The sequence below is a fragment of the Lampropedia cohaerens genome (assembly GCF_001005215.1).
GTDB lineage: Bacteria > Pseudomonadota > Gammaproteobacteria > Burkholderiales > Burkholderiaceae_C > Lampropedia > Lampropedia cohaerens.
The window spans coordinates 1-23,829 of the sequence record NZ_LBNQ01000040.1 but is presented as its reverse complement, the minus strand read 5'-3'; the positions used below and the strand labels follow the sequence as shown (position 1 = coordinate 23,829).

The 23,829-nt window shown below is 61.6% G+C and carries 25 protein-coding genes and 1 tRNA gene; 23 read left to right on the top strand and 3 right to left on the bottom strand.

What is annotated here, in order from left to right:
• Positions 1-4 precede the first annotated feature (4 nt).
• The 6 genes from AAV94_RS12805 (at position 5) to lpdA (ending at position 7,075) form a co-directional block, all read left to right on the top strand.
• A complete protein-coding gene (locus AAV94_RS12805) occupies positions 5-640 on the top strand; it encodes a retropepsin-like aspartic protease family protein (protein ID WP_046742608.1) in 636 nt (211 codons plus the stop codon).
• Positions 641-657: 17 nt separating this feature from the next.
• On the top strand, positions 658-1,656 hold the full coding sequence (locus tag AAV94_RS12800) for an HD-GYP domain-containing protein (RefSeq protein ID WP_046742607.1): 999 nt from the start codon (positions 658-660) through the stop codon (positions 1,654-1,656).
• 386 nt (positions 1,657-2,042) lie between these two features.
• Positions 2,043-3,302 carry a 3-methyl-2-oxobutanoate dehydrogenase (2-methylpropanoyl-transferring) subunit alpha gene (locus AAV94_RS12795; RefSeq protein ID WP_046742606.1) on the top strand — a complete coding sequence of 420 codons (1,260 nt, stop codon included), beginning with the start codon at positions 2,043-2,045 and terminating at the stop codon, positions 3,300-3,302.
• Positions 3,303-3,304: 2 nt separating this feature from the next.
• Positions 3,305-4,318 (top strand): alpha-ketoacid dehydrogenase subunit beta, encoded by a 1,014-nt coding sequence (locus AAV94_RS12790; RefSeq protein WP_046742605.1) that lies wholly within the window; start codon positions 3,305-3,307, stop codon positions 4,316-4,318.
• Positions 4,318-5,637, top strand: coding sequence for a dihydrolipoamide acetyltransferase family protein (locus tag AAV94_RS12785; RefSeq protein WP_046742604.1), 1,320 nt, complete (start codon positions 4,318-4,320; stop codon positions 5,635-5,637). The genes AAV94_RS12790 and AAV94_RS12785 overlap by 1 nt, the downstream gene beginning before the upstream one ends.
• Before the next feature lie 4 nt (positions 5,638-5,641).
• Positions 5,642-7,075 (top strand): dihydrolipoyl dehydrogenase, encoded by a 1,434-nt coding sequence (lpdA, locus tag AAV94_RS12780; RefSeq protein ID WP_046742603.1) that lies wholly within the window; start codon positions 5,642-5,644, stop codon positions 7,073-7,075.
• A gap of 84 nt (positions 7,076-7,159) precedes the next feature.
• Here the strand turns inward: lpdA and AAV94_RS12775 are convergent, their stop codons facing one another.
• The 3 genes from AAV94_RS12775 to AAV94_RS12765 form a co-directional block, all read right to left on the bottom strand.
• On the bottom strand, positions 7,160-8,065 hold the full coding sequence (locus AAV94_RS12775; RefSeq protein ID WP_046742602.1) for a hydroxymethylglutaryl-CoA lyase: 906 nt from the start codon (positions 8,063-8,065) through the stop codon (positions 7,160-7,162).
• A gap of 107 nt (positions 8,066-8,172) precedes the next feature.
• Positions 8,173-8,511 (bottom strand): P-II family nitrogen regulator, encoded by a 339-nt coding sequence (locus tag AAV94_RS12770; protein WP_046742701.1) that lies wholly within the window; start codon positions 8,509-8,511, stop codon positions 8,173-8,175.
• Between the two features lie 179 nt (positions 8,512-8,690).
• On the bottom strand, positions 8,691-10,436 hold the full coding sequence (locus AAV94_RS12765; protein WP_046742601.1) for an NAD+ synthase: 1,746 nt from the start codon (positions 10,434-10,436) through the stop codon (positions 8,691-8,693).
• 78 nt (positions 10,437-10,514) lie between these two features.
• On the opposite strand from AAV94_RS12765, the gene AAV94_RS12760 reads away from it, so the two are divergent.
• The 17 genes from AAV94_RS12760 to AAV94_RS12680 form a co-directional block, all read left to right on the top strand.
• On the top strand, positions 10,515-11,660 hold the full coding sequence (locus AAV94_RS12760) for a GNAT family N-acetyltransferase (protein ID WP_052755056.1): 1,146 nt from the start codon (positions 10,515-10,517) through the stop codon (positions 11,658-11,660).
• Positions 11,661-11,757: 97 nt separating this feature from the next.
• Positions 11,758-11,834 (top strand) — tRNA-Arg (locus AAV94_RS12755).
• Positions 11,835-12,007: 173 nt separating this feature from the next.
• Positions 12,008-13,246 carry a tyrosine-type recombinase/integrase gene (locus tag AAV94_RS12750; protein ID WP_046742600.1) on the top strand — a complete coding sequence of 413 codons (1,239 nt, stop codon included), beginning with the start codon at positions 12,008-12,010 and terminating at the stop codon, positions 13,244-13,246.
• 95 nt (positions 13,247-13,341) lie between these two features.
• Positions 13,342-13,842, top strand: coding sequence for a hypothetical protein (locus tag AAV94_RS12745; protein WP_197408072.1), 501 nt, complete (start codon positions 13,342-13,344; stop codon positions 13,840-13,842).
• A gap of 89 nt (positions 13,843-13,931) precedes the next feature.
• Complete coding sequence (locus AAV94_RS14965; RefSeq protein ID WP_156454442.1) at positions 13,932-14,795, top strand: hypothetical protein; 864 nt, start codon at positions 13,932-13,934, stop codon at positions 14,793-14,795.
• Between the two features lie 99 nt (positions 14,796-14,894).
• Positions 14,895-15,140: a helix-turn-helix transcriptional regulator gene (locus AAV94_RS12735; RefSeq protein WP_046742597.1), complete on the top strand. Its 246-nt coding sequence runs from the start codon at positions 14,895-14,897 to the stop codon at positions 15,138-15,140.
• A 10-nt stretch (positions 15,141-15,150) separates the two neighbouring features.
• Positions 15,151-15,375: a helix-turn-helix domain-containing protein gene (locus tag AAV94_RS12730; RefSeq protein WP_046742596.1), complete on the top strand. Its 225-nt coding sequence runs from the start codon at positions 15,151-15,153 to the stop codon at positions 15,373-15,375.
• On the top strand, positions 15,376-16,302 hold the full coding sequence (locus tag AAV94_RS12725) for a replication initiation protein (protein ID WP_046742595.1): 927 nt from the start codon (positions 15,376-15,378) through the stop codon (positions 16,300-16,302).
• An 866-nt stretch (positions 16,303-17,168) separates the two neighbouring features.
• The gene (locus AAV94_RS12720) at positions 17,169-18,398 is read left to right on the top strand and encodes a phage major capsid protein (protein WP_046742594.1); all 1,230 of its coding nucleotides are present in this window, start codon (positions 17,169-17,171) and stop codon (positions 18,396-18,398) included.
• 15 nt (positions 18,399-18,413) lie between these two features.
• Entirely contained in the window at positions 18,414-18,941 is a 528-nt protein-coding gene (locus AAV94_RS12715) for an HK97 family phage prohead protease (RefSeq protein WP_046742699.1), read from the top strand.
• Entirely contained in the window at positions 18,938-20,116 is a 1,179-nt protein-coding gene (locus AAV94_RS12710; RefSeq protein WP_046742593.1) for a phage portal protein, read from the top strand. The genes AAV94_RS12715 and AAV94_RS12710 overlap by 4 nt, the downstream gene beginning before the upstream one ends.
• Positions 20,113-20,478 carry an HNH endonuclease gene (locus tag AAV94_RS12705; RefSeq protein WP_052755054.1) on the top strand — a complete coding sequence of 122 codons (366 nt, stop codon included), beginning with the start codon at positions 20,113-20,115 and terminating at the stop codon, positions 20,476-20,478. Before AAV94_RS12710 ends, AAV94_RS12705 begins: the two co-directional genes overlap by 4 nt.
• A 242-nt stretch (positions 20,479-20,720) precedes the next feature.
• Positions 20,721-20,942, top strand: a complete 222-nt coding sequence (locus AAV94_RS15255; protein ID WP_231731428.1) for a hypothetical protein — start codon at positions 20,721-20,723, stop codon at positions 20,940-20,942.
• Positions 20,943-20,948: 6 nt separating this feature from the next.
• Entirely contained in the window at positions 20,949-22,451 is a 1,503-nt protein-coding gene (locus tag AAV94_RS12695; RefSeq protein WP_046742591.1) for a terminase large subunit, read from the top strand.
• A 135-nt stretch (positions 22,452-22,586) separates the two neighbouring features.
• Positions 22,587-22,853, top strand: a complete 267-nt coding sequence (locus tag AAV94_RS12690; protein WP_046742590.1) for a head-tail connector protein — start codon at positions 22,587-22,589, stop codon at positions 22,851-22,853.
• A complete protein-coding gene (locus AAV94_RS12685; RefSeq protein ID WP_046742589.1) occupies positions 22,846-23,169 on the top strand; it encodes a phage head closure protein in 324 nt (107 codons plus the stop codon). Before AAV94_RS12690 ends, AAV94_RS12685 begins: the two co-directional genes overlap by 8 nt.
• 313 nt (positions 23,170-23,482) lie before the next feature.
• Positions 23,483-23,829: IS5/IS1182 family transposase (locus AAV94_RS12680; protein ID WP_046742588.1), on the top strand; the 347-nt coding region annotated here is incomplete at its 3' end.

The following is a 23,829-nucleotide window of genomic DNA, read 5'->3' as shown; positions in this document are numbered from 1 at the left end:
ACCGATGTCCTGCAATCGCATGCGCCTGTGCTGCCTGGCCCTGGCGCTGTGCACTGGCAGTGCCGGCGCACAGGACGTGCGTGTGGTGGGCACCATCGGCAACGACCGCGCCATCATCATGGTCGACGGCAGCGCGCCACGCACGCTGCGCAAGGGCGAGAGCCTGGCGGGCGTGCAACTGCTGCAGGTGCAGGGTGATCTGGCCACGGTGCGCATCCACGGTCAGCCCGTACAGATGCGCGTGGGTGCAACGCCAACGCGGCTGGACGCACCCGCCCACAGCGTGCGCCTGCAGGCCGCCGATGGCGGCCATTATTTCGCCGATGGCCAGATCAACGGCCAACCCGTGCACTTTCTCGTCGACACCGGCGCCTCCACGATTGCGCTGGACCAGCAGACGGCTTCGCGGCTGAAGATTGCCTATACGGACGGAGAGCCGACCAGAATCCGCACTGCCAACGGGCAAACCACCGGCTGGTTGGTCACGTTGGCCGAAGTGCGCGTGGGCGCGTTGCGCCAGTCCAATGTGCGCGCTGCCGTCATCCAGCAGGCCATGCCCTTCGTGCTGCTGGGCAATTCATTTCTCAATCACTACCGCCTCACGCGCGATGCCAACACCATGGTGCTGACATCGCCCTGAACACTGCTCCCTCTGCCATGACCAATGCGCCACCTCCGGGCACTCCCGGGCTGCTCTCAAAGGACGACTACATCATGCTGGTGCGGCAGTGGAGCCAGGCGGAACAGGCGCTGCACCGGCTACTGCGCACGCCGCACACAGTGGCCGATTTCCCACACACTATCGACGCCTTTCGCACCAATCTGGAGCGAGTGGTCTCGCACGACAGCGACACCGCCCTTTTCATGATGTTTCAGCTTGCCGCCACTTCCACGGTCGGTTATAGCGGCTCGCACGCACTGGTGTGTGGTGTGTTGTGCCTGATTGCCTCGGCCAACCTGCCGCTATCGCTGGCAGCGCGCAAGACACTGACCCATGCAGCGTTGACGATGAACATCGCGATGACTGAGCTGCAGGACACGCTCGCACTGCAAACAGAACGCCCCAGCGCTTCGCAGGACGAACAGATTCGCACCCATGCTGCGCGCGGGGCCACCTTGCTGGCCGAACTGGGCGTCAACGACGCACTGTGGCTCGATGTCGTGCGCAACCACCATACGCCGCCGCCCGACGAAGAGGCATTGGCGGCGCTGCCCCTATCCGGACAATTGACCCGGGTGCTCGCCTCCATCGACCGCTATGCGGCCATGATCAGCCCACGCAAGTCCCGCCCGGGACGCACAGTGGCCGACTCGCTGCGCGCCATCATGGGCCAGCGGTTCGATCCGCAGGATGAAATCGGCAAGGTGCTTGCCAGCACCGTCGGCCTGTACCCGCCTGGCACGCTGGTCAAGCTTGAAACGCAGGAGGTGGCGCTGGTGCTGCGACGCACGGCCGATATCAACCATCCGCTGGTAGCTGCGGTGCTGGATGCTGATGGCAAGCCCTATCCCATCCCTGTCCTGCACCTGACATCCAGGGGCAAGCTGCGGATTCTCGGCAGCCTGCCATGGTCGACGTTGCCCGGCGAGATCAGCGAGCAGGCACGCACCAGCCTCGGTCTATTCACGGCACGGCAAGGGCTTCGAGGCGCCTGAGAAGCTGTTTACGATCTTTCCAGGCGCCGCGCTGCTCCTGCCGAGAACACGGACCACGGCGCGCGCCGGGCTCACGCCGGCAAGGCATTGCAACGGCGCAGGCACCGCAATTGCCAGAGACTGTCTGGCGGCGATCGGCATCGGACTCCAGGATCTATCTGCTGGCGCCGTGCGGGTTTCCACCACACCCCGCACAGGTGTAGTGTTGGTACATTGTGCGTGACCGGTAGTGAACAGGCATCGCGCTTTCAATTCTGCGCGTAGCGGCTGCCCCGGCAGTCCAGGTCCCGGATGCGGGGCCTGGGCGCAGCAGGGCCTGGTGTGACCCGCCACGCGTCCTGCAACAACAACGATGGCGGACACAATCCGCGGCAGGAGACAAAACCATGGTTACTCCCAAGCGCCCCCGCAGTGGGCCAGGCACAGGCAAGCTGCGCCTGCACGTTCCGGAACCGTCGGCAAGGCCGGGCCAGCAAACGGACTTCTCATACCTCAAACTCTCACGGGCCGGAGAGATTCCCCGCCCTCCCGTCGACTGCGTCTACGAGGACACCATCGCCCTCAAGAATGGGCTGATTCGCGTGCTGGACGATGCCCACCAGGCGCAGGGGCCGTGGGATCCCAAGGCTGGCGATGAGGCGCTGCGCAATGGGCTGCGGCTGATGATGCTGACGCGCGCGTTCGATGCGCGCATGGTCATTGCCCAGCGGCAGAAGAAAACATCCTTTTACATGCAGTCGCTGGGCGAAGAGGCAATCGGCGTCGGCCAGGCGCTCTCGCTCGAGCACGATGACATGTGCTTTCCCTCCTACCGCCAGCAGAATATCCTGCTAGCGCGCGGCTATTCCCTGGCTCAGATGATGAACCAGATCTACTCCAATACCGCCGATCCGCTCAAGGGCCGCCAGTTGCCGGTGCTGTATTCGAGCAAGGAGTACGGCTTCTTCACCATTTCCGGCAATCTTGGCACGCAGTACGTGCAGGCCGTGGGCTGGGCCATGGCTTCGGCCATCAAGCAGGATTCGCGCATCGCTTCCGCCTGGATTGGCGACGGTGCCACGGCAGAGGCGGACTTCTACACCGCGCTGGTCTTCGCGCAGGTCTATCGCGCACCGGTGATACTCAACGTCATCAACAACCAGTGGGCCATCTCGACCTTCCAGGCCATCGCAGGCGGCACCACGGCCACCTTTGCCGCCCGGGGCGTGGGCATGGGCATCGCGTCGCTGCGCGTCGATGGCAATGACTATCTGGCGGTTCTGGCAGCCTCGCGCTGGGCCGCAGAGCGTGCCCGCAACAACCACGGCCCCACGCTGATTGAGTGGGTCAGCTACCGCGCCGGGCCGCATTCGACCTCGGACGATCCCAGCAAGTACCGCCCGGCCGATGACTGGCAACGGTTTCCCCTTGGCGATCCGATCGAGCGCCTGCGCAGACACCTGACGCTGCGCGGCGCGTGGAGCGACGCCGAACACGCCAACACACAGGCGGATCTGGAGGCGCAGATCATTGCCGCGCAGAAGGAGGCGGAGAAAAACGGCACGCTCATCAGCGGTCCGCAACGCACCGCTGCCGACATGTTCGACGACGTCTTCGAGCAGATGCCGGCACATCTGGTGGCCCAGCGCCAGCAACTGGGAGTGTGAGCATGACCAAGATGACAATGATTCAGGCCTTGCGCTCGGCCATGGATGTGATGCTTGAGCGCGATCCCGACGTCGTGGTCTTCGGAGAGGATGTGGGCTATTTCGGCGGGGTATTTCGCTGCACCGACGGACTGCAGGCCAAGTACGGCGCAAGCCGCGTCTTCGATGCGCCCATCACGGAAAGCGGCATCGTCGGTGCCGGCGTTGGCATGGCTGCCTACGGCCTGCGGCCGGTCGTGGAAGTGCAGTTTGCCGACTACGTGTACCCGGCACTGGACCAGATCATGTCCGAGGCGGCCCGGCTGCGCTACCGCTCGGCGGGCGACTTCACGGCACCGATGGTGATCCGCATGCCCTGCGGCGGCGGCATTTACGGCGGGCAAACGCACAGCCAAAGCCCCGAGGCGCTGTTTACCCACACCTGTGGCATCCGCACGGTCATGCCCAGCAATCCCTATGACGCCAAGGGTCTGCTGATCGCCGCCATCGAGAACAACGATCCGGTAGTCTTTCTCGAACCCAAGCGGCTCTACAACGGACCGTTCGACGGTCACCACGAAAAGCCCGTCGTGCCCTGGTCCAAGCACGCCCTGGGCGAGGTGCCGGAGGGGCATTACACCGTGCCGCTGGAGTCGGCCCGAATCGCGCGTCCGGGTCAGGACGTCACGGTCATTGCCTACGGCACGATGGTGTTCGTGGCAGAAACGGCCGCGGCCGAAACCGGCGTGGATGCTGAGATCATCGACCTGCGCAGCCTCTGGCCGATGGATTTGCCCACGGTGGTGCAATCGGTGCAGAAAACCCGCCGCTGCGTCATCGTTCATGAGGCAACGCGTACCAGCGGCTTCGGTGCCGAACTGCTGGCGCTCGTGCAGGAGCACTGCTTCTACCACCTTGAAGCGCCCATTGTGCGGGTAACGGGCTGGGATATCCCCTACCCGCATGCACAGGAATGGTCGTACTTTCCCGGCCCCACTCGGGTTGGCGAGGCACTCAGAGAAGTGATGGAGGCATGATGGGCATTCACAGCATCAAGATGCCGGACATTGGTGAAGGCATTGCAGAAGTCGAGCTTGTAGCATGGCATGTTCAGGTCGGGGATGTCGTCCAGGAAGACCAGAACCTGGCCGAGGTCATGACAGACAAGGCGGCGGTCGAGATTCCCTCCCCTGTCGCTGGAAGAGTCCTGGCACTGGGCGGCCAGTTGGGGGAAATGATTGCTGTCGGCGCGGAACTGATACGCCTGGAAGTAGACGGCCCCGGCAATGTCGATGCCAATACCGCAGCAACAGGCGATGCGCCGCCTGAGAAGGCTGGCGCGCAAGAACCGCGGTCAACGCCTGCGGTAGTGACACCAGCGGCCACCCCAGTGCCTGCCGCATCGGCGGCGACAGCGGTATCTCCCCCGCGAGCAGCACCTGCTGCCGCCCCCTCCACAACGCAGCGGACACCAGGTGAAACGCCACTTGCCTCTCCTGCGGTGCGCCGCCGAGCCTGGGATCTGGGCATTGCCTTGCAGTTTGTGCCAGGCAGTGGCCCGCACGGCCGCATCCTGCATGAGGACCTGGACGCCTATCTGCAGGCGCAGCAGCAGGGCTCGGCCTTGAACGCCTGCCTGACACAGTACGCCCCCCGCATGGGCCAGACGGAGGTGCCGGTAATCGGACTGCGGCGCAAGATCGCCGAAAAAATGCAGCAGGCCAAGCGCCGCATTCCCCACTTCACCTATGTGGAGGAGGTCGACGTCACGGAGCTGGAAGCCACGCGGCACACGCTCAACGTCCGCCACGCGGCAACGCGCGGCAAGCTGACAATGCTGCCCTTCATCATCCGCGCCATGGTCATGGCGTTGCGCGAATTTCCCCAGATCAATGCGCGCTTTGACGACGATGCAGGCGTCGTCACACGTTATGAAGGCGTGCACCTGGGAGTGGCCACGCAGACGGACAGCGGCCTTGTGGTGCCGGTGCTGCGCCACGCCGAGTCGCGTGACCTGTGGGGCAACGCTGCGGAGATCCTTCGCCTTGCCGAGGCTGCCCGTGCCGGCAAGGCGCGCCGGGAAGAGCTCAGCGGCTCGACCATCACACTCACCAGCCTCGGTGCACTGGGCGGTATTGTCAGTACGCCGGTCATCAACCATCCGGAAGTGGCCATCGTCGGAGTCAACCGCGTGGTTGAAAAACCAGTGGTACTGGGCGGTCAGATCGTCGTGCGCAAGACCATGAACCTGTCATCCTCGTTCGATCATCGTGTGGTCGACGGAATGGACGCGGCGCGCTTCATTCAGGCCATGCGTACCCTGCTCGAGACGCCTGCAACACTTTGGATCGATTAAAACCATGCAAACCACGCACACACAATTGCTGGTGCTCGGTGGCGGCCCTGGCGGCTACGTGGCAGCCATCCGCGCAGGCCAGCTCGGCATCCGCACTACGCTGATCGAAGCCCAGGCGCTGGGTGGCACCTGTCTCAATATCGGCTGTATTCCGTCCAAGGCGCTGATTCATGCCGCCAACGAATATGCGCACGCGAAGGCGCTGGCTTCAGCAGGCGGTTCACATCTGGGCTTGCGCATTGCCCAGGCATCACTGGATCTGGCGCAGACCATCGCGTGGAAAGACGGCATCGTCCAGCAGCTGACAGGCGGCGTGGCCGCACTGCTGAAGCGGCAGCAGGTTGAGGTCATCCAGGGTTGGGGCCAGATCGTCGATGGCAAAACCGTCGACGTGCAGGACGGCCACGGCCAAGTCACCCACCGCATCCACTGCGATCACCTGCTGCTGGCTACCGGCTCCGTGCCTGTGGAAATCCCGGCACTGCCTTTCGATGGCAAGCGCATCGTGTCATCAACCGAAGCGCTGTCTCCCCGTGAAGTGCCCAAGCGGCTGGTGGTGCTTGGCGGCGGCTACATCGGACTGGAACTGGGCACCGTCTATCGCAAACTGGGGGCACAGGTGCACATCGTCGAAGCCGCCGACCGCATTCTGCCCGGCTACGATGGGGAGCTAACCGGCCCCGTACAGACGCAGCTCGCGCGCCTTGGCGTGGTCTTGCACTTGGGCTACCAGGCCATCGCTGCGGAGAACGCCGGTGACGACCAGGCCCACCTGCGTGTGCATTTGCGCCAAGCAGGCCATGCGCAAGCCGAAACGATGACGCTTGAGGCCGATCAGGTACTCGTTGCCGCTGGCAGGCGGCCCCGTACTGACGGCATGCGCCTGGAAAGCCTGCACCTGACTATGCAAGGCCAGGCCGTGCAGGTCGATACGCAATGCCGCACCAGCATGCGAAATGTCTGGGCCATTGGCGACATCACCGGCGACCCCATGCTCGCGCACCGCGCCATGGCCCAGGGGGAGATGGTGGCCGAGATCATCAGCGGAAAAAACCGACGCTTTGCGCCGGCGCAGATTCCTGCGGTGTGTTTTACCGATCCAGAAATCGTCAGCGTCGGCTTGTCTCCTGCGGCGGCCAGTGCCGCCGGACACGCGACACTGACGGCGCAGTTCCCATTTGCTGCCAATGGCCGCGCCATGACGCTGCAGGACTCGCAAGGTTTTGTGCGCGTGGTTGCACGCCGCAACGACCACCGCATCCTCGGCTGGCAGGCCGTCGGCCGGCAGGTCGCGGAGTTGGCCACGGCCTTCTCGCAGTCACTGGAAATGGGTGCCTATCTGGAAGACGTCGCCCACACCATCCATGCGCATCCAACGCTTGGCGAGGCCGTTCAGGAAGCGGCGCAGCGCGCGTTGGGACAGGCGCTGCATATCTAGGGTGCACGCAGTGGGCGCAATGCATGCCGCGCCATGCATTGCGCCAAGAAGCGCAGATGACGCGCTGCGCCAACGCCGTGGACGTCAGCCACGTTGCCTGGCGATTGCGGTGCCAGTGCGCGAATTGGACGGGCGCTGCAAAAAACCACTGATGTATTCGGCGGCATCCACCAGCCGCTCGAGGTCGATGCCGGTTTCGATGCCCAGCCCATGCAGCAGGTACACCACATCCTCGGTGGCCACATTGCCCGTTGCGCCCTTCGCATAGGGGCAGCCGCCCAGCCCCGCCACGGAGGACTGGAAGTTCCACACCCCCAGCTGCAGGGCCGCGTAGGTATTCGAGACGCCTTGGCCATAGGTGTCGTGAAAGTGCCCCGACACATCGTCCACATCGAAATGCTTCAGCGCCGCTTCGATCGCCCTTTGCACCCGCAGCGGCGTACCGACCCCAATCGTGTCGGCCACATCAACGCGCTGCACCCCCACCTGCTTGAGCAGCCCGGCCAGATGGGCCACCTGCGCAGGTGCCACCTCCCCCTCATAGGGGCAGCCCACCGTGCAGGACATTGCCCCCCGCACGGCGATACCCTCTGCGCGCGCAGCTTCGACGACCGGCGCAAACCGCTCAATGCTCTCGGCGATCGAGCAGTTGATGTTCTTCTGGCTGAATGCCTCGCTGGCCGAGGCAAAGACCACGATCTCGTCGGGTTGCGCCGCCAGCGCGGCCTCGAAGCCCTTCATGTTGGGCACCAGTACGGAATATCGCACGCCTGGTTTGCGCACCAGCCCGGCCATGACCTGCGCGTTGTCCGCCATCTGCGGCACCCACTTGGGCGAGACAAAGCTGGTGACCTCGATCTCCCGCAGGCCCGCGCGCTCCAGGCGCTCGATCAGGCCAATCTTGACCTCCGGGGGAACAATCTGTTTTTCATTCTGCAGACCATCGCGCGGACCGACGTCGATGATGCGAACCTTGCTGGGCAATGCCATGGGGAAACTACTTGTAGGAATGGTTGAAACCAACGCGCAAGGCTACCGTGTCCGCATGGCCACGTGCTGCCGATCAACGGCATGAACTGCGCCAGCTTGATATCCCGTCAGACAGCCGCCTCGTTCACATCGCCGGTGCGAATGCGCACTACCTGCTCCAGCGGTGTCACGAAGATCTTGCCATCGCCGATCTTGCCTGTGCGCGCAGCCTTGGTGATGGCTTCGATACAGGTCTCCACCACCGCTTCGGCCACGGCGATCTCCACCTTGACCTTGGGCAGGAAATCCACCACATATTCAGCGCCACGGTACAGCTCGGTGTGGCCCTTCTGGCGGCCAAAGCCCTTGACCTCGGTGACGGTCAGACCGGTAATGCCGGCCTCGGCCAATGCCTCTCGCACATCGTCGAGCTTGAATGGCTTGATGATGGCGGTGATCAGTTTCATGGTCATGATGATGCTCCTCAATGATTCGTTCTGCCAGTCACGCTGTATCCGGGCCGGCATGCGGGCACGCCCCACGCAACACAGCCCGACATGGCACTATGCGGGGATGTTAAGCGATTTGCCTTGCGCGGGCATGTCGGCAAAGCACCCGCTGGCACACGGGCGCGGTGCGCCACGGATCACCCTGCGAAACGGTTGGTGATGGGGTAGCGCCAGTCTTTGCCGAATGCACGCGGACTGATCTTGGGGCCCGGCGCACTCTGGCGGCGCTTGTACTCGTTGATGCGCAGCAGGCGCAGCACCTGCGCCACCCGCTCTGGCGGATAGCCCTGCGCCATGATGTCCTCGGCAGCCAGATCCTGCTCCATGCGCAGGCGCAGGATGGCATCGAGCATGTCATACGGCGGCAGACTGTCCTGGTCAGTCTGGTTCTCGCGCAGCTCGGCGCTTGGGGGGCGGCTGATGATACGCTGGGGAATCGGATTGGCAATTCCGCCTTCGAACGCATGGGCATTGCGCCAGCGCGCGAGCTCGAACGCATCGGACTTGTAGACATCCTTGAGCGGCGCGAATCCTCCGCACATGTCGCCGTACAGCGTGGCGTAGCCCATCGCCGCCTCGCTCTTATTGCTCGTCGTCAGCAGCAAGGCGCCAAACTTGTTGGACAGCGCCATCAGCATCACGCCACGGATGCGCGCCTGCAGGTTCTCCTCGGTCGTGTCCGGCTGCGTACCGGCAAACTGCGACGCCAGACTGCGCTGAAACGCCTCGAATGTGTCGCGAATGCCGATTTCGTCATAGCGCACCTGCAGTCGGCGCACCATTTCGCGCGCGTCTTCCACACTGATGGAGGCCGTATAGGGCGAAGGCATCATCACCGCACGCACTTTGTCTGCGCCCAGCGCGTCCACCGCAATGGCCAGCACCAGTGCCGAGTCCAGCCCGCCCGAGAGGCCCAGCAGCACGTGCGAGAAACCGTTCTTGCGCACATAGTCGCGCGTAGCCAGCACCAGCGCGGGCCAGATCTGTGCCATCGCGTCATCAGCCTGCGGTGGCGCAGCGCAAGTCTGCTTTACTGCCTGCCAGCGCAGTGCGCCACCGGCGTCATTCACCAGTTTCAGCGGCCACAGGCACGACTGAAAGCCTGGCGCCTGCGCAGCAAGCCTGCCATCGGCATCGACAGCGAACGAATGGCCGTCGAACACCAACTCGTCCTGTCCACCGACCATGTGCGCATACACCATCGGCAACGCCACCTCCCGGCAACGCGCCTGCAACACGGCAAGGCGCCGCTGCGGCTTGCCCAACGCAAATGGCGAGGCATTGACCACTACCAGCGCCTGCGCGCCCGCCTCCCGTGCGCGGGCTGCGGGCTCGGCAATCCACGCATCCTCGCAAACCAGCAGCCCGATGCGCACACCACGCACCTCCACCACCGTCGACAGCTGCTGCTGCACCTGCGCATCCGGCAGGCCGTGACCGATCACCGCGCTGCTGGCAAAGTAACGCTTTTCATCGAACACGCCGTAATTAGGCAAGGCCTGCTTGCGATAGCGCGCCCGCACCTGCCCGGCCTGCACGACGCTGACCGCATTCCAGGCTGGCGCGAGGAAATCACTGTCCTGCGGCCAAGGATGGCTGGCGTCGACCGGCTCGGGATGCCCCATGACGATGCACAGCGCCGGCCAGCGCGCGCTGGCCTCCCGCAACTGCTGCAGCGCCTGCTCGCAGGCCTGCAGGAAGGCCGGGCGGTAAAACAGGTCCTCGGCCGCATAGCCGCACAGAAACAGCTCCGGAAACACCAGCAGGTCCGCACCCTGGCGCTGCGCCTGTTCGGCAGCCTGTAAGGCCATGGCAAGGTTGCCCTGCACATCCCCGACGACGGGGTTAAGCTGGGCGACGCAAATCGAAAGAGAGCTATGCATGAGGAAACACCATCGCCCGCGCGCGGCAGGCCAACAAGGGCACAAAGCGCTGGCATTATCGCGCGCCTGCACCCCCGCATGGCCGACATCGACGCCGCGCAATGGGATGCGCTGTTAGCCGACCAGCCACAGGCCAATCCGTTTCTTCGCCATGCCTACCTGCAGGCGCTGGAAAGCAGTGCCAGCGCCTGCCCGGAGACGGGGTGGACGCCCTGCCACGTCACCCTCCATCGGGAAGGCGAAGACGCAGTCATTGCGGCAGCGCCCATGTACCTCAAGAGTCACTCATGGGGCGAGTACGTGTTTGACTTCGCCTGGGCGCGCGCATATGCGGCCCATGGACGGGCCTATTACCCCAAGGCCTTGATTGCCGTGCCCTTCACCCCTGTGCCCGGTCCGCGCCTGCTGGCCCGCAATGCAGCCGATCGCGCGCAGCTCATAACGGCACTGCCGGCCATCTGGCGCAAGCTGGAGGTCGAGACCGCCCACGTCCTGTTTCTTGACGAGCAACAGACGCAGGCCTTGCGCGACGCAGGCTGGCTGCAGCGCCAGGGCGTGCAGTTCCACTGGCACAACCGCCACCCTGCCACGTTGCAGCCCTTTACCGATTTCGACGATTTTCTCTCCAGCCTGCAGCGCGACAAGCGCCGCAAGATCCGCCAGGAGATGCGCCGCGTTGCCGAGGCGGGCGTAACCTACCGCGTCCTGCGCGGCGCAGCCATCACGGCGGCAGACTGGGCGTTCTTTCGCGCGTGCTACGAAACCACCTATCTCGAACATGGCAACGCCCCCTACCTGACTGCTGCATTCTGGGAGGCCATGCGCACCACCATGCCCGATGCCTGGCTGCTCATCGTCGCCATGCGTGCCGGACAGCCAATCGCCTGCAGCCTGCTGGGCATGCACGAGCGTGACGATGGCATACAGACAGTCTATGGTCGCTACTGGGGCGCACTGCAGCGCGTGGACTTGCTGCACTTTGACCTGTGCTACTACCAGACAATCGCGTGGTGCATCGCGCATCGCGTGCAGCGCTTCGAAGGCGGCGCGCAGGGCGAGCACAAGCTGGCCCGCGCGCTGCTGCCTGCGCCCACACATTCCGCACACTGGATTGCCGACGCGCACTTTGCCGCCGCGCTCAAGGAACATCTGGCGCAGGAAAGCCAGGCACAGGCAGACTACACAAGCTTGCTGGCCCAGCACAGCCCGTTCAGACGCGGATAGGCACTTGCCGCAGTCCTTGCTGCTTTTCGCCGACGACGCTGCTGGTATGATGCGCCCCGTCCCAGCAGCGGCCACGGCGCAAGGCCATGCGGACCAACTGCCAGTAGCTCAACTGGATAGAGCAGCTGCCTTCTAAGCAGCAGGTCGGGGGTTCGAGTCCCTCCTGGCAGGCCATTGATTAAAATCATGATGACTCATAAACAGCCATTTCTCACTTGAAATTCAATGAGTTACGGCATTTATTGAATCATGTGGCGTCATGACGATGCCTTGCAATTTAGGGGAGCGAGGGGAACAATTAGGGGAACGAAGCGACTTTTCGCGTTCTCCTCCGGATTTGTTCCCCTATGCTCACAGAAATCGAATGCAAAAACCTGCGCTGCCCGCCTGACAAAAAGCGTGTCAGGCTGAGCGACAGCGGGGGGCTGTATCTGGAAGCTGGCCCTTCCGGATCGCTGCGCTGGTTCTGGAAGTACTACTTCGGCGGCAAGGAAAAGCGTCTGGCGCTGGGACGCTATCCGACCATCTCGCTCAAACAGGCCCGGCTGGCGCGCGATGAAGCCCGCCTACTCCACGCCAAGGGCATCGACCCGGCGATGAAACGGCAGGAAGAAAAGCTGTTCAACCGCCACCAGTCCAGTAACACCTTCGAAGCCGTAGCGCGTGAGCTACATGAAATCAAGCGCGACGGCTGGAGTGAGAAATACGCCACCCGCTGGCTGGAGCGTCTGGAAAAGGACGTATTCCCTTGGATCGGTGCAATGCCGGTCGACAAGATAACCGCACCGATACTGCTACAGGTTCTGCGACGTATTGAACGACGCGGCGCAATTGAAACCGCCCACACGCTGCGCCAGACCACAGGCCAGGTGTTCCGCTACGCCATCGCCACCGGACGCTGCGAACGCAACCCTTCGCCGGACCTACACGGTGCCCTCAAGCCCGTGACGACCAAGAACATGGCCGCAGTGCTTGAACCTGCCCGCGCCGGTGAATTGCTGCGAGCGATGGATGGCTACACCGGCCAACCCGTCACCCGCGTGGCCATGCTGCTGAGCGCCCTCACCTTCCAGCGGCCCGGCAACGTGCGCATGATGGAGTGGGAGGAAGTAGACCTTCAGGACGCCATGTGGACGATCCCCAGCGTCAAGATGAAGCGCACCAAGCAGGAAAAGCTCAACGGCAGGCCCCACCTGGTGCCACTGGCCAAGCAGGCCGTCAAGCTGCTGCAGGAGATTTACCCGCTAACCGGCGGTGGAAAGTACGTCTTCCCAGCCCTCACCACCAAGGCGCGACCGATGAGCGAAAACACGGTGAGGCTGGCGCTGCGCCGCATGAGCTTCAGCAACGAGGAAATGACCGCACACGGTTTCCGCGCCATGGCACGCACGATGCTAGTGGAGCAACTGGACGCCAACCCCGACGTGATCGAGGCCCAGCTTGCCCACAACAAGTCAGGCCCGCTGGGTGCTGCTTATGACCGCGCCCAATTCCTGACGCAACGCCGCAAGCTGATGCAGCAGTGGGCGGACTATCTGGACGAACTGCGCCAGGGTGCGCAAGTAATCGAGTTTCGCAAGGCTTAACCCGCGGTGCCCCTGCGCGGTTTTTCAGGGGCGAAGATGGCGAACGGGAAGCCTGAGAACAACCCGCCCGCCTGACCATCATCAAAGGATGAAAAATGGACACGCAAACTTTAACAGAGACAAGCCGTGCGCACCAAGATGCGCGACTTGCTAGGGGGGGCGACATGAATCTCAAGCCCACCACCCCGACCACAAAGGCGCACGCTGCCGTCATCGCTGGCCACCTGATCGACCGCCTGCTGTTCTCAGTGCGCGCCACTGAAGCCGCCATGATCGAAGGCGGTTCAGGCGAGCCGATGCCCGCTGACCACGTATGGCCGGAATGTTGCACTCGATCAGTGTGCGGAGACTACGTTATTCGCGTGGCCATCGCAGAGTTGGAGCGACTGAAAGCCAGCAGTCAAAAGCCAGACGATCTTGCGTATGGGCTGCTGCATGTTGCTGAGCTGCTGCGTGCAACGCGCTACGCGGCCCCACAAGAAGCCAAGTACATACGCAGGCGGCTGAAGAGTGACATCCATGCCGCAGAGGAAGCAAGCAGTCTGATTAACGACTTGCCCCACATCGAGGCAAAGAAGCCCAAGCATGACGCTTGAGCACTTTCCACCAGCCTTAGGCTGATCCCCGAAAGCCCGTTTCCCTGACGGGTGGGGCTGTTTTTTATCAGAGAAACTGGAGGGATGAAATGGATAGTATAGAGCGCCAACAACTACTTAGAGAATGGGAAATTTTTAATAAAGATTTATTAGAGAGAAGAGATGATTTAAATTTAATTGTCGAGTACGCCAAATATGTTTCAAGAATTCCCAAAGATATGCCTGAGCGAAGGATTTTTGGCTACGTTTCACACCATATTTTAAACGCTCATTCTGGAGGAAAAATAATAAATGACGATCTATGGATTACATTTGAACAATGGTGCTTAAAGGAAGTGATTTATTCGGAAGACTCTCTTTTTGATGGTGGATGGCATATAAATCAAATAAAAGCAGACCAACCAATGCATCAAGTGTTAAGCTACGCTCTAGATCCGATCATGGATGCTCTGCATAGTTACGCAGGATATTTATGTCACAAGGTTTACCGCGCACTACCAATATATGAAGCACGCGAGCTTGGCAGGTATGCGAGAGTCATTAATAGCCCAATGTTGTCATTTATTGAGATTTTCGGGAAATACCGATACGCCACCAAGGGAAATGAGTTTCCCGAGTGGGGCAAAAAAATATACATCAATAGAAATGAATTGGAGGAATATGAGCTATTCTTTTCTGCCGATGAACTTCGAGAGGATCAACTTCAAATAATCGCAACCACCCTGAGGGAGAGATTTGATAACAAGCCCTCATCAGAAATATCACCATATCTAGAGAGAGGGAACACCAGGCTGGCGAGTATTGCAGAAAAAGTAAACCAAAAGTATGCATCAGAAGACACTTGGCCGCTTCAAAAACAAGTCACACACTGGCTCAAAGAGGAGTTCAAACTATCAAACAGAGAGGCTGAAGCGATTGACTTAATCACAAGGCCGGATCATCTAAGAAAATAACCTTCAGATTGGCCTGAGCCTGCTGTCAGGCAATTTTTTCTTGCCCTGATGCAACCCTGAGACTGAAGCATTGCACCCATCGAAACAACGAGGTGCAAAATGACGCAACAAGTAAGTCTCAGTAAGTACAAGCAACGCAGCCAACCGCAGAGCATTTATGCCGCGCAGATTCAGGAAGCGCTACTCAAGATAGAAACCGTCCGTCAAATGACGGGCTTCAGTGAAGCCACCATCCGCCGCCGCGTGGCCGCTGGTGATTTCCCCGCCCCGCGCAAATTCGGCATTCGCTGCACCCGTTGGGTAGCCGGTGAAGTGCGCGAATGGCTGCGCAAGCAAGCGCAATGAGGGGGCGAAGATGCAACACCCCCACAAGAAAACCGTAATCTTGGAGGCGCTACACACGCGCTCTCTGAACCGCTTTGATGCGGAGTTCTACGGCGACCATTGCTTGCACTCCACCATCTCCGAACTGCGCAAGGATGGCCACCGCATTCACGACGATTGGGAGACCGTGCCGACCCGGTTTGGCCGGACCACCAAAGTCAAGCGCTATTGGCTGATCGCTGGAACGCAACGCTAAATGTCAGCATTGCCAGCGCCCCTTGAGGCGTTTGCTGGCAGTGTTCCCCATCGCGCATTCTGTACGGACGACCCCCGCCAAGGAATATCCCGCAGCCTGCGCGATGAGGCATTGAAGCACCCGCACATCCAGCCGAACGCATCCAATCTGGTGCGGTGGATTGTACTGGACGTGGACACACCCGGAGCCGCTCGCTATTGGCAAGCTGCCAATTGCCCGGCACCGAGTTTCACCACCACCAATCCACGCACAGGCCATGCGCATGTGGCCTATCAGCTTGCAGCGCCGGTGCCAACCACCGACATTGCACACGCCCACCCCATCCAGTACCTGGCCGCCGTTCAGCACGGCCTCAATACCGCATGGGGTGGCGACTTTGGCTATCGCGGCGTGGTGACGCAAAACCCGCTGCATCCGCACTGGCTGACCGAATGCCCCCGTACGCAACCCTATGACCTGGGCGAACTGGCCGAATGGGTCAAGCTGCCGACGGCCAAGGAAATGATGCGCTGCGCCGTACGCGAAGACTATGCTGGGCTGGGGCGCAATTGCTACCTGTTCGAACACCTGCGCAAGGCCAGCTATCAGGCCGTGCGCAAACACTGGCGCCCCGGTGGCAATGAAGCCTTTCTGGCAGACGTTCAGGCCATTGCAGCCGCCATGAATGCAACGCTGGCCATCCCCTTGACCGAAGCCGAAGTGCGCGCCATTGCCCGATCTGTAGCACGCTGGACGTGGCAGAGATTCACCCCTGAAGGCTTTCGCCAAGCGCAGGCCAGCCGTGGTGCTCGCAAGGGTGCTGCCAAGCGCAAGGAACTGCTGGAGCGCGCAATCTGGCTTCACACGATGGGCAACAGTGTGCGAGAGATTGCAGAGGTACTTAGTGTTAGCCGGTCAACCGTCCATGACTGGCTGACAAGGCAATAAACTGCAGAGGTGTCCGGAAGCCATATCAAGATAATCTGCCTGGCATCGTCCATTGTCCCCCTCACTCGCCACCCGCCATCCAGAGACCAGAAACAGGCAAGAAAGGGGTGAAAGCGCTCGCGGTCGGCCTGCGACCTGAAACACACCTGCAACGGCACCTGAAACGTTGCAGCCGGACACCTGAAACGCGGCTGAAACGTTGCAGGCCTGTCGCAGAAACCCAATAGAAACCCCGCAGAAACCCAGTCGGTTTCCAGAAAAAACCCAGTCGGTTTCTCACTGATGGCGTGCGCTGCTGAACGAACGCACAGCGAACGCTGAACGGACGCTCAACGACCGCACAGCGAGGATTTCCATGATGGAAGCACCAGCACCCCGCACAAACACCGTGAATTCACCGTACACGAACCGTGAACGCACCGTACTTGTCTGGTGCATTTCCCGAACGACGAAAACGCAATTCGGGAGTGTCCCCGCGCATGCGTTGCGGCAGTGCTGCCCGCCATTCTCACAGTGAGAACACCTTGGCCACCGGAGTGTCCGGAGACATGGGGTGGCGATTATCACCACCGGAGCGTGCCTTTACGTGCGAGGCGTCACGGATGTCATGCGTCCACTCCCCATTGCGGGATGAAGGAATACCCTGCGCGCGCGGCATCACGGTTATCGCCCGTCCTCAAATTGAGGACGAATCCAGCGCCCCCACGCACGCGCGGCATCACGCGTGGCGTTTGAAACGCGACCCCTTTGCAGACATAGGCTTCACCTATCACAAACCCTTTGCAATAGTCAATATCAATAGTACAATCAATCACGATAGTTATTTTCTATTGATTCATCTTCGAAGATAGAGAGAGGGGAGCCCCGTGAAATTGCATGAAATCCGTGAAGCCCGCGCCGCCAAGGTGGCCGAAGCGCGCAACCTGATCGAAGCTGCCAATGGCCAGAACCTGAGCGCCGAAGCGCAAACCAAGTTCGACGGCCTGAAGGCTGAGATTCAAGGCCTGGAAGCTGCCGAACAGCGCGCCGTGTTCCTGGAAGAAGCCGAGCGCCGTTCCGCTGGTGCGCCGGTGGACAAGCAGCGCACCGAGCTGGAAAGCCGCATCAGCCTGCTGGACGCCATCAATGCCCAGGTGGAGCAACGCGCCGTCACGGGTGCCCTTGCGGAATACCAGCAAGAGGCCAAGCGCAACGGCCAGACCGCCAAGGGGGTGCTGGTGCCAGCTTCCGCATTCGAGACCCGCAGCAACACCACGACCACGGCGGACGGCATCGTGCCCAAAGACTTCCGTGCCGACCAATTCATTGGCCTGCTGCGCAATTCCACCATCGTGCGCAGCCTGGGTGTGCGTACCCTGACGGGCCTGCGTGGTGACGTGGTGATCCCCAAGCAGACCAGCACCAGTGCCGCGACCTGGCTGGCAGAAGGCGATGCGCTGAGCGTGGGCGCGCCGCTGGGCTTTAACACCGTCACCTTGTCGCCCAAGCATGTGGGTGCGCTGGCCGAGCTGAGCCGCCAACTGCTGCAACAGTCCAGCCCTGACGCTGAAAAGCTGGTGCGCGATGACCTGGCCGCAGTCATTGGCTTGGCGGTGGACAAGGCATTGCTCCACGGCACGGCTGCCGCCAAGCAACCGATTGGCATCGTCAACGCGACCGGCATCCAGACTGCCAGCCTGGCAACGCTGGGCTGGGCCAATGTGCTGCAAGTGCAAGAGAAGCTGACGCTGGCCAACATCGCGGGCAACTACTGGCTGACCACGCCACAGGTGGCCACCAAGCTGCGCAGCACCCTGAAGGCGTCGACTGCTGGCAGCGCCTACCTGATGGAAAACGGCCAGCTTGCCGGACTGCCCGTGGCAGTGACCCAGCAACTGGACAACAAGACCGCAGGCGAAGATGTGACAGGCCGCGCCATCCTGGGCGACTTCTCGGAATTGGTGATTGGCCAGTGGGGTGGCATCGACATTCTCGCCAATCCCTATGCGGACGGCCCCTACAGCCGTGGTGCGGTACAGATTCGCATCATGACCACGCTGGATGCTGCGGTGCGCCGCCCTGAAGCCTTCGTGCTGGTCGACGACATCGCCATCTGAGTGGAGGCGCGCGCCATGATCGAGATTCGCACAGCCCATGGGCTGCAATCCACAGGCCGCACGGTCACTGGCTATGCCGCCGTATACGACAGCCCGGCAGACCTTGGCGACTTCGTGGAGCTGGTCAAGCCCGGTGCCTTCGATGCCAGCCTGCGCAGCAAGGTCAACGTGCGCGCCCTCTACGACCACCAAGGCCCTGCCATTCTCGGCACCACCAAAAGCCAGACCCTGCGCCTTTGGAGTGACGCCAAGGGCTTGGCCTTTGCGATGGACATTCCCAACACCACCGTCGGCAATGACGTGCTGGAGCTGGTCAAGCGTGGCGATGTGTCCGGTTGTTCTTTTGGCTTCATCGTGCCCGCTGGTGGCGATGCCTGGCGCAACGGCGACAAGCCTATCCGCGAGCTGCGCAGCGTCAACCTGCTGGAAGTGACACTGACCAGCAACCCGGCCTATCAGGCCACCGAAGTGGCCCTGCGTTCTGCCGCACAGGCCAAGCGCCGAAGTGACCTGAACGCGCTTTGGTTGGAGACCTGCGCATGAACTGGCTGAACAAACTATTCGAGCGCCGCAGCACCAACCATGCGCCTGGCGGTGATTCCTACTGGCAGGACTTCCAAGCCCTGCGCAGCGGCCCGGTGAACCCGGCAACCGCGCAAGGCGTGAGCGCTGTTTTTGCCTGCGTGGCCGCTATCTCTGAAACCGTGGCCAGTCTGCCCTTGCATGTGTTCAAGGGCGAAGACAAGGCCCGCCAGCACCCGCTCTATCGCGTCTTGCACGACCAGGCAAACCCAGAACAGACCGCCTTGGAGTTCCGGGAATGGATGACCGCACAGGTGCTGCTGACCGGCAATGCATTTGCCCGCATCGAGCGCGGCCACGACGGCCAAGTGACGGCCCTTTGGCCTTTGAAGGACGTTCAGGTGCTGCGCCTGAAGAATGGGAGCCTGGCCTATGAGTACACGGATTCAACAACTGGCCAACTGGTGCGCCTACTGGCCCATGAGGTATTGCACTTGCGCCACCGAATCGGCCCTGACGGCGTGCTTGGCCTTAGCCCTATCGCTGTTGCCCGTGGCGTGATCGAGCTGGCCCAGGCTGAACAACAAATGGGCGTGGAGACTTTCCGCAACGGTGCCAAGCTGGCCGGTGTGCTGGAAGCACCTGGTGCCTTGAAGGCCGAACAACGCCAGACCATCAAGGAGGCATGGGCAGCCCATCGCAGTGGCGCCACGCCGGTGCTGGACGGTGGCATGAAGTACAACCCCATCACCCAGACGATGGAGGATGCCGAATGGATCGAGGCACGCAAGTTCAGTGTGATCGAGGTATGCCGCATCTTCCGGGTGCCGCCGGTGCTGGTGGGCGCGCAAGAGTCTGCCAACTACTCCAACAGCACCGAGATGGCCCGCCAGTTCGTGACCCTGACATTGCGCCGCTGGCTATTGATGTGGGAACAGGCCATCAACGCCAAGTGCCTGAGCGAAGCCGCACGCCGCACCTACTTCGTGGAGCACAGCGTGGAAGGCCTGCTAAGGGGCGATAGCACCACCCGGGCAGCGTTCTACTCCAGCGGCATTGCCAGTGGCTGGATGCTCAAGAGCGAAGCCCGCGCACTGGAGAACCTGCCGACCATCGAGGGGATAGACGAATCACCTGCGCTTGAAACGCAGGTGGCCACCCCACAGCCCTACCCAAGCAAGCAGGTGCCCGCATGAGCAGCAGAACAGGACGCAACGCCGACCCACGGCGCACCATCCCTCTGAATAGCAGTGCCTGGCGCCGCCTGCGTGAATCAGTGTTGGCCAGTGAGCCACTGTGCCGCCACTGCCAAGCGCGTGGACTGGTAACGCCTGCCACCGACGTTGACCATGTGAGCGGCGACCCATCGGACAACAGCCCGGACAACCTGCAACCGCTGTGCCATATCTGTCACTCGCTCAAGACAGCCAGTGACCACGGCAAGGCAGTCAGCCAAGGATGCGATGCCGACGGCCTGCCGCTGGACAGCAACCACCCGTGGAACCGAGGCACGGTGCAGCCATTGATGGCCCGCAACCAGAAATCACTGGAAAGCTGAGCCAGAAGACCGCGCCCCCACCCTTTTTTTAACGCTACCTGCTTAAATAATAGGCAATCAGAATGAAGCCAAAGAGACAACGATCTGACAGCGCCAAAGCAGCCGTTGCCGCCCACCAGAACGCCGCGCAAGCGCCCATTGAGCCGCCCAAATGCGTCAACCTTCCGGCTGAGTGTCGCCCGTTCTGGGACGCGATTGTGACCAGCCGCAGCCGTGACTTATGGACGCAAGCGGATCTGTTGATGGCCGCAAACCTGGCGCGCACCCAGTACGGCATAGAGCTAACCCAGGTTGGCAGCGATGCGCATGCGAAGCTGACCCGCTTGGCAATGGCATTGGCGCGCTCGGTGGCCGTTCACCCAACCGCCACCACTGGCCGCGCTGCTGACCAGGTGGACGCCAACACCTTGGAGCGCAACGCGCGCAATGCCCCCGACGATGACCTGATCCCGCGTGCGCACTGATTAGCCATGACCCGAGCCGACCGCATCATCCAATTCATTGAGCGCTACTGCGTCACGCCTGAAGGTGCGGACGTGGGCAAGCCCTTGGTGCTGGCTGGCTTTCAAAAGGACTTCATCCGCGACGTGTACGACAACCCGCACGGCACCCGCCGCGCGATTCTGAGCATTGCCCGCAAGAATGGCAAAAGCGGTTTGATCGCTGGCCTGCTGCTGGCGCACCTGGTGGGGCCTGAAGCCAAGCAAAACGCGCAGATTGTCAGCGGCGCCATGAGCCGCGACCAAGCCGCCCTTGTGTTCAATCTGGCCTGCAAGATGGTGCAACAGTCCGCTAAGCTAGCCCCGCTGGTGCGCATCATCCCGTCGGGTAAGCGGCTGATTGGCCTGCCTCTGAACGTGGAATATCGTGCCTTGGCTGCCGAAGGAAAGACTGCGCACGGCCTTAGCCCGGTGCTGGCGATCCTGGACGAAATCGGCCAAGTGCAAGGCCCACAAAGCGACTTCGTGGACGCCATTACCACCAGCCAAGGCGCGCATGCGGAGCCGCTGCTGATCGCCATATCCACCCAAGCCGCCAGCGACGCGGACCTACTGAGTGTGTGGATTGATGACGCCAAGACCAGCAACGATCCGCGCATTGTTTGCCGCGTGTACGAAGCCCCCAAGGACTGTGACCTGTTGGATGAAGCAGCTTGGCAAGCGGCCAATCCTGCGCTTGGACTGTTCCGCTCCAAGGATGACCTGGCCGAGCAAATGAAGCAGGCCCAGCGTATGCCCAGCATGGCCAACAGCGTGCGCAATCTGCTGCTGAACCAGCGTGTTTCCACAGAAAGCCCGTTCGTCAGTGCTGAGGTGTGGAAGGCTTGCGGTTGTGGGCTTTCAAATACCCGTGATTGCGGGGATTCGCCTGCCTTTGCTGGCCTGGACTTATCCGCCCGCACCGACCTGACGGCCTTTGTGGTGATCGTCCAGGTGGACGGTGTGTGGCAGGTGCATCCGTACTTTTGGACGCCCAAGGACACGCTTGCCGAGCGCGCCAGACGCGATCGAGCGCCCTATGACGTGTGGGTGCAGCAAGGGCTGCTGCGCACCTGCCCTGGTTCATCCATCCGCTATGACCAGGTGGCCCAGGAAGTGGCCGAAATCTGCGCGGACTTCGACATTCAGGCCATTGGCTTTGACCGCTGGCGCATCGACGTGTTCAAGGCTGAGCTGGAGCGGCTGGGCCTGGATCTACCGCTGCTGCCCATCGGCCAAGGATTCCGCGATCAAGCGCCCGCCATTGATGCGCTGGAGGCGGCATTGTTGAACCAGGAATTGGTACATGGCAACCATCCGGTGCTGACCTGGTGCGCAGCGAACGCCACGACCACGCAAGACCCTGCGGGAAATCGCAAGTTCGACAAGAGCCGCCCTACAGGACGGATTGACGGCATGGCAGCACTTGCCAATGCCTTTGCAGTTTCAGGCCTGGAGCATGCCGCGCAAGACGCTGGTGTGTTCTTTGTTTGACGCCCTTGCCGGGAGGGAGCCGCAAGGCGCAGCCCGGACGTGGATTGGTCGGTGAGTGCCACGCATTGAAAAACCCCGACAGCCAGCGGCAGGCGCCTTTCCTGCGCGGCTGGCACTTACACCCAAGAGGAAGCCATGATTGATCTTGAAGCCCTGAAATCACACCTGCGCATCGACCACGATGCCGAAGACACGCTGCTGCAAAAGTACCTGGACGCCAGCAAGGCCGCCGTGCTGGACTATCTGGACGTGCCAGAGCTACCCGACGCTGCGCCGGTGGACGCCGCCGTGCTGTTGGGCGCTGGCGACCTATACCTGAACCGCGAAGGGCAAGCATCCGGCCCACTGACGCGCAACAGCACCTATGACCGGCTGCTGTATCCGTACCGCCGCCATGCTTGAAGCAGGACGCCTGGATCAACGGGTGACGATCCGTAAACTCACGACAGGCCGCAACCCGAATACAGGCGGCATCATCGAAACGTGGTCAGACGTGGCGACAGTCTGGGCAGCGGTGGAACCCCTAAATGGCCGCGAGTTCTTTGCCGCATCGGCCCAGCAATCGGAAGTGACAACGCGCATCCGCATGCGCTATCGGCCCGACATCACGCCGCAGATGAAGATCAACCACAACGGCAGCGAGTACGATATTCAGGCCGTCATCAACCCCAAGAGCAAGGGGGCCGAGCTGGTGCTGATGTGCCGTGCTTTAGTGTGAGTCTGGATTGATCGATGGAGTGTGAGAAAGTTTACCCCGCCAATTGCCTACTTTTTAGGCAGGGGAACGACCAGGGGAACGAATTTAAACCGAACAGCGCAAACCCTTGCCAGCATTGGGTTTGATAGATTTGTTCAAACTCCTCCTGGCCATTGATAAAAATCATGATGACTCATAAACCGCCATTTATCACTTGAAATTCAATGAGTTACGGCATTTATTGAATCATGTGGCGTCATGACGATGCCTTGCAATTTAGGGGAACAAGGGGCGTTGTTGCACAAACGTCCCGAGTCTGTAGGCTAGCGCACCCATGACCAAGCCCGCTGCCGCCCAATACCGCACCACCAACTGGAAAGATTACAACGCAGCCCTCAAGGCCAGAGGCTCGCTCTCGGTCTGGCTGGATCGTGACATGCAATGGCACGGCCAGCCCACCGGTCGTCGTGGTCGATCACCGACGTTCAGCGATGCCGCCATCCAGTTCTGCCTGACCATCAAGGGGCTGTTCGGCCTGCCGTTGCGCCAAGTCATCGGTTTCGTGCAGAGCCTGATGCATCTGGCGGGCCTGGATTGGCCCGTGCCTGACTACAGCACGGTCTGCCGCCGCCAGAAAACGCTGACCGTGAACATACCCTATCGCCCCAGTCGTGGTGGCTT

Bases quoted from the DNA above. Each gene is read 5' to 3' on its own strand.
- AAV94_RS12785 (WP_046742604.1), top strand. From the start codon at position 4,318: ATGGGCATTCACAGCATCAAGATGCCGGACATTGGTGAAGGCATTGCA.
- AAV94_RS12725 (WP_046742595.1), top strand. From the start codon at position 15,376: ATGTCAGCATTGCCAGCGCCCCTTGAGGCGTTTGCTGGCAGTGTTCCC.
- AAV94_RS12685 (WP_046742589.1), top strand. From the start codon at position 22,846: ATGCTTGAAGCAGGACGCCTGGATCAACGGGTGACGATCCGTAAACTC.
- AAV94_RS12790 (WP_046742605.1), top strand. From the start codon at position 3,305: ATGACCAAGATGACAATGATTCAGGCCTTGCGCTCGGCCATGGATGTG.
- AAV94_RS12705 (WP_052755054.1), top strand. From the start codon at position 20,113: ATGAGCAGCAGAACAGGACGCAACGCCGACCCACGGCGCACCATCCCT.
- AAV94_RS12800 (WP_046742607.1), top strand. From the start codon at position 658: ATGACCAATGCGCCACCTCCGGGCACTCCCGGGCTGCTCTCAAAGGAC.
- AAV94_RS12750 (WP_046742600.1), top strand. From the start codon at position 12,008: ATGCTCACAGAAATCGAATGCAAAAACCTGCGCTGCCCGCCTGACAAA.
- AAV94_RS12775 (WP_046742602.1), bottom strand. From the start codon at position 8,065: ATGGCATTGCCCAGCAAGGTTCGCATCATCGACGTCGGTCCGCGCGAT.
- AAV94_RS12765 (WP_046742601.1), bottom strand. From the start codon at position 10,436: ATGCATAGCTCTCTTTCGATTTGCGTCGCCCAGCTTAACCCCGTCGTC.
- AAV94_RS12695 (WP_046742591.1), top strand. From the start codon at position 20,949: ATGACCCGAGCCGACCGCATCATCCAATTCATTGAGCGCTACTGCGTC.
- AAV94_RS12710 (WP_046742593.1), top strand. From the start codon at position 18,938: ATGAACTGGCTGAACAAACTATTCGAGCGCCGCAGCACCAACCATGCG.
- AAV94_RS12735 (WP_046742597.1), top strand. From the start codon at position 14,895: ATGACGCAACAAGTAAGTCTCAGTAAGTACAAGCAACGCAGCCAACCG.
- AAV94_RS12770 (WP_046742701.1), bottom strand. From the start codon at position 8,511: ATGAAACTGATCACCGCCATCATCAAGCCATTCAAGCTCGACGATGTG.
- AAV94_RS12715 (WP_046742699.1), top strand. From the start codon at position 18,414: ATGATCGAGATTCGCACAGCCCATGGGCTGCAATCCACAGGCCGCACG.
- AAV94_RS12730 (WP_046742596.1), top strand. From the start codon at position 15,151: ATGCAACACCCCCACAAGAAAACCGTAATCTTGGAGGCGCTACACACG.
- AAV94_RS15255 (WP_231731428.1), top strand. From the start codon at position 20,721: ATGGCCGCAAACCTGGCGCGCACCCAGTACGGCATAGAGCTAACCCAG.
- AAV94_RS12805 (WP_046742608.1), top strand. From the start codon at position 5: ATGTCCTGCAATCGCATGCGCCTGTGCTGCCTGGCCCTGGCGCTGTGC.
- AAV94_RS12760 (WP_052755056.1), top strand. From the start codon at position 10,515: ATGGCCGACATCGACGCCGCGCAATGGGATGCGCTGTTAGCCGACCAG.
- AAV94_RS12795 (WP_046742606.1), top strand. From the start codon at position 2,043: ATGGTTACTCCCAAGCGCCCCCGCAGTGGGCCAGGCACAGGCAAGCTG.
- AAV94_RS12745 (WP_197408072.1), top strand. From the start codon at position 13,342: ATGGACACGCAAACTTTAACAGAGACAAGCCGTGCGCACCAAGATGCG.
- AAV94_RS14965 (WP_156454442.1), top strand. From the start codon at position 13,932: ATGGATAGTATAGAGCGCCAACAACTACTTAGAGAATGGGAAATTTTT.
- lpdA (WP_046742603.1), top strand. From the start codon at position 5,642: ATGCAAACCACGCACACACAATTGCTGGTGCTCGGTGGCGGCCCTGGC.
- AAV94_RS12690 (WP_046742590.1), top strand. From the start codon at position 22,587: ATGATTGATCTTGAAGCCCTGAAATCACACCTGCGCATCGACCACGAT.